Origin of the sequence: Streptomyces sp. SID9727 (genome assembly GCF_010550605.1) — a bacterium.
Taxonomy (GTDB): Bacteria; Actinomycetota; Actinomycetes; order Streptomycetales; family Streptomycetaceae; genus Streptomyces.
In genome coordinates this window covers 1-8,861 of sequence record NZ_JAAGNI010000037.1, presented here as the reverse complement: position 1 = coordinate 8,861, position 8,861 = coordinate 1, and the positions used below count along the sequence as shown (strand labels likewise).

General features: G+C 71.7%; 9 protein-coding genes, 1 tRNA gene and 1 pseudogene. 7 read left to right on the top strand and 4 right to left on the bottom strand.

The annotated features are described in order from the left end of the window. Nucleotides 1-167, bottom strand: a pseudogene (locus tag G3I41_RS36630) (hydrolase); the annotation flags it as partial. Nucleotides 168-221: 54 nt separating this feature from the next. Next, nucleotides 222-1,037, bottom strand: a complete 816-nt coding sequence (locus G3I41_RS02000) for an SOS response-associated peptidase (protein ID WP_164398560.1) — start codon at nt 1,035-1,037, stop codon at nt 222-224. A 65-nt stretch (nt 1,038-1,102) separates the two neighbouring features. Here G3I41_RS02000 and G3I41_RS01995 point away from each other — a divergent pair, with 65 nt between their 5' ends. From G3I41_RS01995 to G3I41_RS01970, 6 genes are all read left to right on the top strand, one after another. Beyond that, nucleotides 1,103-1,816: a M50 family metallopeptidase gene (locus tag G3I41_RS01995; RefSeq protein ID WP_164398559.1), complete on the top strand. Its 714-nt coding sequence runs from the start codon at nt 1,103-1,105 to the stop codon at nt 1,814-1,816. Between the two features lie 214 nt (nt 1,817-2,030). Beyond that, nucleotides 2,031-3,380, top strand: coding sequence for a 3-phosphoshikimate 1-carboxyvinyltransferase (gene aroA, locus G3I41_RS01990; protein WP_164398558.1), 1,350 nt, complete (start codon nt 2,031-2,033; stop codon nt 3,378-3,380). Nucleotides 3,381-3,383: 3 nt separating this feature from the next. Continuing rightward, the gene (gene rsgA, locus G3I41_RS01985; protein WP_164398556.1) at nt 3,384-4,400 is read left to right on the top strand and encodes a ribosome small subunit-dependent GTPase A; all 1,017 of its coding nucleotides are present in this window, start codon (nt 3,384-3,386) and stop codon (nt 4,398-4,400) included. 111 nt (nt 4,401-4,511) lie between these two features. Further along, nucleotides 4,512-4,835, top strand: a complete 324-nt coding sequence (locus G3I41_RS01980) for a multidrug efflux SMR transporter (protein WP_164398555.1) — start codon at nt 4,512-4,514, stop codon at nt 4,833-4,835. Nucleotides 4,836-4,889: 54 nt separating this feature from the next. After that, nucleotides 4,890-5,690: a histidinol-phosphatase gene (gene hisN / locus G3I41_RS01975; protein WP_164398554.1), complete on the top strand. Its 801-nt coding sequence runs from the start codon at nt 4,890-4,892 to the stop codon at nt 5,688-5,690. 185 nt (nt 5,691-5,875) lie between these two features. Then, entirely contained in the window at nt 5,876-6,277 is a 402-nt protein-coding gene (locus G3I41_RS01970; protein WP_164398553.1) for a CBS domain-containing protein, read from the top strand. A 71-nt stretch (nt 6,278-6,348) separates the two neighbouring features. On the opposite strand, the gene G3I41_RS01965 is transcribed toward G3I41_RS01970, so the two are convergent. After that, nucleotides 6,349-7,800, bottom strand: coding sequence for a catalase (locus G3I41_RS01965; RefSeq protein ID WP_164398552.1), 1,452 nt, complete (start codon nt 7,798-7,800; stop codon nt 6,349-6,351). 175 nt (nt 7,801-7,975) lie between these two features. Here G3I41_RS01965 and G3I41_RS01960 point away from each other — a divergent pair, with 175 nt between their 5' ends. Then, the gene (locus G3I41_RS01960; RefSeq protein WP_026242534.1) at nt 7,976-8,395 is read left to right on the top strand and encodes a Fur family transcriptional regulator; all 420 of its coding nucleotides are present in this window, start codon (nt 7,976-7,978) and stop codon (nt 8,393-8,395) included. A 115-nt stretch (nt 8,396-8,510) separates the two neighbouring features. On the opposite strand, the gene G3I41_RS01955 is transcribed toward G3I41_RS01960, so the two are convergent. Beyond that, nucleotides 8,511-8,584: transfer RNA gene (locus tag G3I41_RS01955), tRNA-Met, on the bottom strand. Nucleotides 8,585-8,861 lie beyond the last annotated feature (277 nt).

Sequence of the window (8,861 nt, the reverse complement as noted above, 5' to 3'; positions counted from 1 at the left end):
CCGAGGGCCTGGAGGTCGCGGGCCTCGATGCCGCCGCCGGCGCCGTGGCCGAGGGCGAGCACGAGGCGCGGGGCGGGGGCGGCGAGCCAGGTGACGCGGGCGGTGCCGGCCCCGGTCTCGACGGTCTCGGCGCGGGGGGTCACGTCGTCGGTGTTCACGGTGTCCATCCAACCAACACCCGGTGGGCGGTACGGGGACGGCGCGAGCCCGTCGCGTAGGGCTCAGAAGAGGGTGCTCACCTCGGGCTCGGCCAGCTCGTCCTTCAGCTCGGGGCCGTTGTTGCGGACGTTGCTGACGGCGGTCGCGACGGGGTAGGCGCGCATCAGGCCGGGCGGCGGCGGTGCGAGCAGGGCGCGCAGTTCCTCGACATCGGTGCGCGAGGGGTCCAGCCAGTCGTCCCAGCGGTCCGGGGTGAGCATCAGCGGCATCCGGGGGTGGATGTCGGACAGTGAGGCCGGTCCGTCGGCCGGGGCGACGGCGAGCGGGTCGGTCTCCGCCTCGGTGGTGATCACGGAGCAGGTGACCCACCACGCCTGCGGGTGGTCGTCGGGCAGGGTGCGGTCGCGCCAGAACTCGTAGAGACCGGCCATCGCGAAGACCGAGCCGTCGGCCGGGGTCACGAAGTACGGCTGCTTACGGGGGCGCTTGCGGCGCCCCTTCTCCTCCAGCTGCCGTTCCTCGGCGCCGGTCACCCACTCGTAATAGCCGTCGGCGGGCAGGATGCAGCGCCGGGAGACGAAGGGGCGGCGGAAGGACGGCTTCTCGTGGACGGTCTCGGCCCGGGCGTTGATCATCCGGGCGGCGCCCTCCGGGTTCTTGGCCCAGGACGGGACCAGCCCCCATTTCAGGGCCCGCAGCTGGCGAACCGGCCGCTGGTCATCCGCGTCTTTCACAGGGCGTTCCAGTACGGCGTAGACCTCCTTGGTCGGCGCCACGTTGTAATCGGGTTCCAGCGTCTCGGCCGGTTCCCACTTCTCCACCTGGAAGAGTCCGGTCAGGTCCTCGGGCCGCCGACTCGCTGCATACCGTCCGCACATAAGTGCCAGACTGCCACGACCGCCGTCCCGGACGGCCCCCGAACCGGTAAGGAGCCGCCCGCCCCATGGACAGCACCGATCTCGGCAACCTGTGGGACCGCGTCACCGGCACCCAGCCCGCCCCGGAGCAGTGGCTGGTGGTGGTGACCGCGACCGCGGCGCTCATCGCGGTCGTGCCGAACATCTTGTGGCGGATGTCCCGGAACGCGATCACGATCGCGCACGAGGGCGGCCACGGGCTGGTCGCCCTGCTCTCCGGCCGGCAGCTCTCGGGCATCCGGCTGCACTCGGACACCAGCGGTCTGACGGTCAGCCGGGGCAAACCGACGGGGATCGGAATGGTGCTGACCGCCGCGGCGGGCTACACCGCGCCCTCGCTGCTCGGACTCGGGGGCGCCTGGCTGCTGGTGGACGGCCGGATCACGCTGCTGCTGTGGCTGGCGACCGCCCTGCTCGCGGTGATGCTGGTGATGATCCGCAACGTGTACGGGGCGCTGACGGTGATCCTCACCGGCTCGGTGTTCCTGCTGGTCTCGTGGCTGGCCTCGCCCGCCTGGCAGTCGCTGTTCGCGTACAGCGCGGTGTGGTTCCTGCTGCTGGGAGGCGTACGCCCGGTCTTCGAGCTCCAGTCGAAGCGGCGGCACGGCGGGGCGCCGGACTCGGACGCGGACCAGCTGTCCCGGCTGACCGATGTCCCGGCGGCGCTGTGGCTGTTCCTGTTCCACGCGGTGTCGCTGTGCTCCCTGATCGGCGGCGGGCGCTGGCTGCTGGGCCTGTGACCGGGCTCACTCCGGGGCAGACCTCCAGGTCCTGTCCGGAGTTCCCCGTCGTCCGCGCGGAGCGCGGGCGCAGCGGCGGTCGGTGCGTGCGATCGGTGTGCGGGGTCGCAGGTCATGTGGCGGAGCCACCTGTCCTGCGACCCCGTGCGGCGAGCGTGCGTGCCGGGCGTCGGGGCGCAGGCGGGGAACTCCGGACAGGACCTAAAGTGAGCGCATGACCGAAAGCGCCGTACACCCCGCCCTCTGGCCCGCCCCCGTCGCGAGCGGGGCCGTCGACGCGACCGTCACGGTGCCCGGATCCAAGTCGGTCACCAACCGCGCGCTGGTGCTCGCCGCGCTCTCCTCGGAGCCGGGCTGGCTGCGCCGCCCGCTGCGCTCCCGGGACACCCTGCTGATGGCGGACGCGCTGCGCGCGATGGGCGTACGCATCGAGGAGACGGTGTCCTCCAGCTCCGCCGCGACCGGCGCGGCCGCCGGTGCGGAGTCCTCGGGCGAGGCGTGGCGGGTCATCCCGGCCCCGCTGCACGGCCCGGTCACCGTGGACGTCGGCAACGCCGGTACGGTCATGCGCTTCCTGCCCCCGGTGGCCACGCTCGCCGAGGGCCCCGTCCGCTTCGACGGCGACCCCCGCTCCTACGAGCGTCCGCTGACCGGGGTGATCGAGGCCCTGCGGGTCCTCGGCGCCCGGATCGACGACGACTCCCGGGGCTCGCTGCCGATGACCGTGCACGGCGGCGGGGCGCTGGACGGCGGGCCGGTCGCGATCGACGCCTCCTCGTCCTCCCAGTTCGTCTCGGCGCTGCTGCTGTCCGCGCCGCGCTTCAACCAGGGCGTGGAGGTCCGGCACACCGGCGACCGGCTGCCCTCGATGCCGCACATCCGGATGACCGTCGACATGCTCCGGGCCGTCGGCGCGCAGGTGGACGAGCCGGAGACGGGCGGCGAGCCGAACGTGTGGCGGGTCTCCCCCTCGGCGCTCCTCGGCCGCGACCTGACCATCGAGCCGGACCTGTCCAACGCCCAGCCGTTCCTCGCGGCGGCGCTGGTCACGGGCGGCCGGGTGACCATCCCGGACTGGCCAGCGCACACCACGCAGCCCGGTGACGCGCTGCGCGAGATCTTCACCGCGATGGGCGGCAGCTGCGAACTCACCGAGCACGGGCTGACCTTCACCGGCTCCGGCCGCGTCCACGGCATCGACGTGGACCTCTCCGAGGTCGGCGAGCTCACCCCGGGCATCGCCGCCGTCGCCGCGCTGGCCGACTCCCCCTCCACGCTGAGCGGCGTCGCGCATCTGCGGCTGCACGAGACGGACCGGCTGGCCGCGCTCACCAAGGAGATCAACGAGCTGGGCGGCGACGTCACCGAGACGGCGGACGGCCTGCACATCCGCCCGCGCCCGCTGCACGGCGGTACCTTCCATACGTACGACGACCACCGGATGGCCACCGCGGGGTCCGTCATCGGCCTTGCCGTCCCCGGAGTGGAGATCGAGAACGTGGCGACGACCGCCAAGACCCTGCCGGACTTCCCGCAGATGTGGACCGGAATGCTCGGGGCCTGAGACATGCGCCGCTACGGCAAGAACCCCGACGAGGACGACATCCGCGTCCGTCCCAACCGCAAGGGCAACCGCCCGCGCACCCACATCCGGCCCAAGCACGAGGACGCCGAGGACGGCATGGTCCTCACCGTGGACCGGGGCCGCCTCACCGTCCTGGTCGGCGACCGCACGATCGTCGCGATGAAGGCCCGCGAACTGGGCCGCAAGGCCGCGGTGGTGGGCGACACCGTCTCGCTCGTCGGCGACCTCTCCGGCGACAAGGACACCCTCGCCCGCATCGTCCGCATCGGTGAGCGGCGCTCGGTGCTGCGCCGGACGGCGGACGACGACGACCCGTTCGAGCGGGTGGTCGTGGCCAACGCGGACCAGTTGGCGATCGTGACCGCGCTGGCCGATCCGGAACCGCGTCCGCGCATGATCGACCGGTGCCTGGTCGCCGCGTACGACGGGGGGCTCTCCCCGCTCCTGGTGCTGACCAAGTCCGACCTGGCGTCCCCGGACACGCTGCTGGGCGCGTACACCCCGCTGGGGGTGCCGTTCGTCGTCACCAGCCGCGAGGAGCTGGAGAACGGGGACGCGGCCGACCGGGTCCGCGAGCAGCTCGACGGCCGGGTGACGGCCTTCGTCGGGCACTCGGGCGTCGGCAAGACCACACTGGTCAACGCGCTGGTGCCGAAGGAGAAGCGGCGCACCACGGGGGTCGTGAACGCGGTGACCGGCCGGGGCCGGCACACCACCACGTCGGCCCTGGCGCTGCCGCTGCCGGGGTACCGGGGCTGGGTGATCGACACCCCGGGGGTGCGCTCGTTCGGGCTGAACCACATCGACCCGTCGCGCGTCATCAACGCCTTCCCGGACCTCCAGCCCGGTACGGAGGAGTGTCCGCGCGGCTGCACCCACGACAGCCACGAACCGGAATGCGCGCTGGACGCCTGGGTGGCGGCGGGGCACGCGGACCCGGCGCGGCTGGACTCGCTGCGCCGGCTGCTCTCCACCCGCAACAGGCGCGAGGGCGACTGATCTCCGACCGGGCCGGGAACGTTTGCGATCACTCGCTTCCGGTAAGTGCATAATCACGCCCAGCGGCACCGGCCGGTGCGAGGCGGTCGGCGATGTGGGAGGGTGCGGACGATGGCATGGCTGCTGGTCGTGGTCGCGGGACTTCTGGAGACCGGGTTCGCGGTCTGCCTGAAGCTCTCGCACGGCTTCACCCGGCTGTGGCCGACCATCGCGTTCTGCGTCTTCGCGCTGGGCAGCTTCGGTCTGCTGACGCTGTCGCTGAAGAAGCTCGACGTCGGGCCCGCCTACGCGGTCTGGACCGGCATCGGCGCGGCGGGCACGGCCATCTACGGCATGGTCTTCCTCGGTGACGTGGTCTCCACGCTCAAGCTGGTGTCGATCTCACTGGTGATCCTCGGCGTGATCGGCCTCCAGCTCTCCGGCTCCGCGCACTGACCGCGCTCCGGTCCTGTGTGGCCCGGCTCACCGGCGGGTCGATACTGTGGCGGCATGCCCGATTACCACGATGACCTGCGCCTGGCCCATGTGCTGGCGGACGCCGCCGACGCGGTGACGATGGACCGGTTCAAGGCTCTGGACCTCAAGGTCGAGACCAAGCCGGACATGACGCCGGTGAGCGAGGCCGACAAGGCGGCCGAGGAGTTGATCCGGGGCCATCTGCACCGGGCGCGCCCGCGCGACGCGATCCTGGGCGAGGAGTACGGCATCGAGGGCACGGGCCCGCGGCGCTGGGTGATCGACCCGATCGACGGCACCAAGAACTACGTACGGGGCGTGCCGGTCTGGGCGACGCTGATCTCGCTCATGGAGGCCGGAGATGAGGGCTTCCAGCCCGTCGTCGGGGTGGTCTCGGCGCCCGCCCTGAGCCGGCGCTGGTGGGCGGCGAAGGGCTCGGGTGCGTACACCGGCCGCAGCCTGACCTCCGCGACCCGGCTCCAGGTCTCCCAGGTGGAGCGGATCGCGGACGCCTCGTTCGCGTACTCCTCGCTGACCGGCTGGGAGGAGCAGGGGCGGCTCGACGGGTTCCTGGACCTGACCCGGGCCTGCTGGCGCACCCGGGGTTACGGGGACTTCTGGCCGTACATGATGGTCGCCGAGGGGTCCGTGGACATGTGCGCGGAGCCGGAGCTCTCGCTGTGGGACATGGCGGCGAACGCGATCATCGTCCAGGAGGCGGGCGGCCGGTTCACCAGTCTGGACGGTGTGGACGGGCCGGGCGGCGGGAACGGAGCGGCGTCGAACGGCGCGCTCCACCGCGAGCTGCTGGGTTACCTGAACCAGCGTTACTGAGTGCGCCCCGCCCGCAGGGCGGTGTAAAGAGCATTCGAGGGGCGTGCGGCGGGTCCGCGCGCCCCTTTTTCAGCCTTCGCGCCCCCTTGTCGGCTTTCCGCATCGGTGCAACTCTGGGCATTCCCCCACTTGTGAACTTGTGAATCGACTCACGCGGTCGCTTCACAGAGGAGGTGGCACCCTTCATGCTCGTCCGTGACGCCATGAGCACGATGGTCCTCACCATCGGCCCGGCCCACACGCTGCGCCAGGCCGCCCGGCTGATGTCGGCCCGCCGGATCGGGGCGGCCGTCGTCCACGACCCCGATACCTGCGGGCTCGGCATCCTCACCGAGCGCGACATCCTCAACGCCGTCGGCTCGGGACAGGACCCCGACACCGAGACGGCCTCCGCCCACACCACCACCGACGTGGTCTTCGCCGCGCCCGGCTGGACGCTCGAAGAGGCCGCGGCGGCCATGACGCACGGCGGCTTCCGCCACCTCGTCGTGCTCGACGAGAGCGGCCCGGTCGGCGTCGTCTCGGTCCGCGACATCATCCGCTGCTGGACGCCCGCGCCCCGCCGTCCGGCCGCCCTGGTCGGCTGACGACCGCCTCGCGCATGCGACCGGCCCGGCCCCCGGGTGCGGGGCCGGGCCGGTCGCGACGGCCGGGGGACTCAGGCGCGCAGCGCCTGCACGGCCGCCTCCAGCCGCTTGCCGAAGTCCTCGTCGGCACGGCGGAAGTTACCGATCGCGCGCTCGGCGATGTCGTCGCGCGAGACCTTGGCGATGAAGCCGGAGAGGTTGTCGACCAGCCGGGCCTTCTCGTCCTCGGTCATGAGCCGGTAGAGGTTCCCGGCCTGCGTGAAGTCGTCGTCCTCGGCGTGGAGCGGGGTCGGGTGGCCGCCCGTGACGCCCGCGACGGGGATGGCGCCCGAGAGCGGCCGGCCCGTCTCGGCGGGGCCGCCGAAGCTGTTGGGCTCGTAGTTCTTCGCGCCCTTGTGGCGGCCGTCGTACAGGTAGCCGTCCCGGCTGTTGGTCCGCGCCTCGGTGGCGTGCGGGCGGTTCACCGGAAGGTGGTCGGCGTTGATGCCGACGCGGTAGCGGTGCGCGTCGCCGTACGCGAAGAGACGGCCCTGGAGCATCTTGTCCGGGGACGGGCCGATGCCGGGCACGAAGTGCGCCGGACTGAAGATGGACTGCTCGACCTCGGCGAAGATGTTCTCCGGATTGCGGTTGAGCTCCAGCTTGCCGATCTCGACCGGCGGGTAGTCCGCGTGCGGCCACACCTTGGTGAGGTCGAACGGGTTGAAGCGGTAGGTCGCCGCGTCGGCCGCCGGCATGATCTGCACCTGCACGGTCCAGGACGGGAAGTCACCGCGTTCGATGGACTCGCGCAGGTCCCGCTGGTGGCTGTCCGGGTCCACGCCGGAGAGGCGGACGGCCTCCTCGGTGGTGAGGTTCTTGATGCCCTGGTCGGTCTTGAAGTGGTACTTGACCCAGAAGACCTCGCCCGCCTCGTTCTGCCACTGGTAGGTGTGCGAGCCGAAGCCGTCCATGTGCCGGTACGTGGCGGGGATGCCCCGGTCGCCGAAGAGCCAGGTCACCTGGTGGGTGGACTCGGGCGAGAGCCCCCAGAAGTCCCAGACGTTGTCCGCCTCCTGGGACCCGGTGTACGGGTCGCGCTTCTGGGTGTGGATGAAGTCGGGGAACTTGATGGCGTCCCGGATGAAGAACACCGGGGTGTTGTTGCCGACGAGGTCGTAGTTGCCGTCCTCGGTGTAGAACTTCAGCGCGAAGCCGCGCGGGTCGCGCACGGCGTCGGCGGCGCCGAGGTTGCCCGCGACGGTGGAGAAGCGCAGGAACGTCTCGGTCTGCTTGCCGACCTCGGAGAGGAACTTCGCCCGCGTCCACCGCGACACGTCATGCGTCAGCGTGAACGTCCCGTACGCGCCGGCGCCCCGCGCGTGCACCACGCGCTCCGGAATGCGCTCGCGGTTGAAGTGCGCCAGCTTCTCCATCAGCAGCTGGTCCTGCACCAGGACCGGGCCGCCGGCACCGGCGGTCTCACTGTTCTGGTTGTCGGCGACCGGTGCGCCTGCCTCCGTGGTGAGCGGTCCCTGCGTCACGTGCGCCTCCTGCGTCGTTTCCGCACGTCATGCCTTCATGCCGTGCCCCGCGTCCGGCCTTCCTGTCCTCCGGCCGACGCATAAGCGATCCTACATTGGACAAAGTCCAAGTCAAATGAGCATCCAAAGTCGCACCTATTCAAGACCTGACCCGCGCGCTGCTAGACTGGCGCCCATGAGTGACCTGCTGGAACGACTTCGAGGACGCGGCTGGCGCATGACCGCGCAGCGGCGCGTCGTGGCCGAGGTCCTCGACGGGGACCATGTGCACCTGACCGCCGACGAGGTCCACGCCCGGGCGGTGGCCAAGCTGCCGGAGATCTCCCGCGCCACCGTCTACAACACGCTGGGCGAGATGGTGAGCCTCGGCGAGGTCATCGAGGTCTCCACCGACCGCCGCGCCAAGCGCTACGACCCCAACGCGCACCGCGCCCACCACCACCTGGTGTGCGCGCGGTGCGGCGCCATCCGCGACGTGCACCCGTCGGGCGACCCGCTGGCGGACCTGCCGGCCGGTGAGCGCTTCGGCTTCACGATCTCGGGCGTCGAACTGACCTACCGGGGCATCTGCCCGGACTGCGCCGCGGCGGCCTGACCGCGCCGCACCGCCCCCGCGCTCGCGCCGGGGGCGGTTTTCGCATGCGCGGACGACCGCATGCGCGAACGACCGAGGGCCGGATCTTCGGAAAGATCCGGCCCTCGGTCTTCAGTAGCGGGGACAGGATTTGAACCTGCGACCTCTGGGTTATGAGCCCAGCGAGCTACCGAGCTGCTCCACCCCGCGTCGTTGTGTTCACAACCTTACGGGACGGCTCGGACCAGCGCAAATTCGTTTGTGCGGTTTCGTTTGTGCGGCCCCGGTTGTGCGGCCCCGGTTGTGCGGCTTCGCTCGCGCGGCCCCCGGTCGTGCGGCTTCGCTCGCGCGGCCTCGGTTGTGCGGCCTCGCTCGTGCCGCTTCGCTCGTGCGGCGGCCCTGACGCGGGACGGCCCGGCCGCCCCGGGGCTCACGCCGTCAGTTCCTGGTGCAGGGCCTCGCGCAGGCGCGCCGCGCGCTCCGCGAC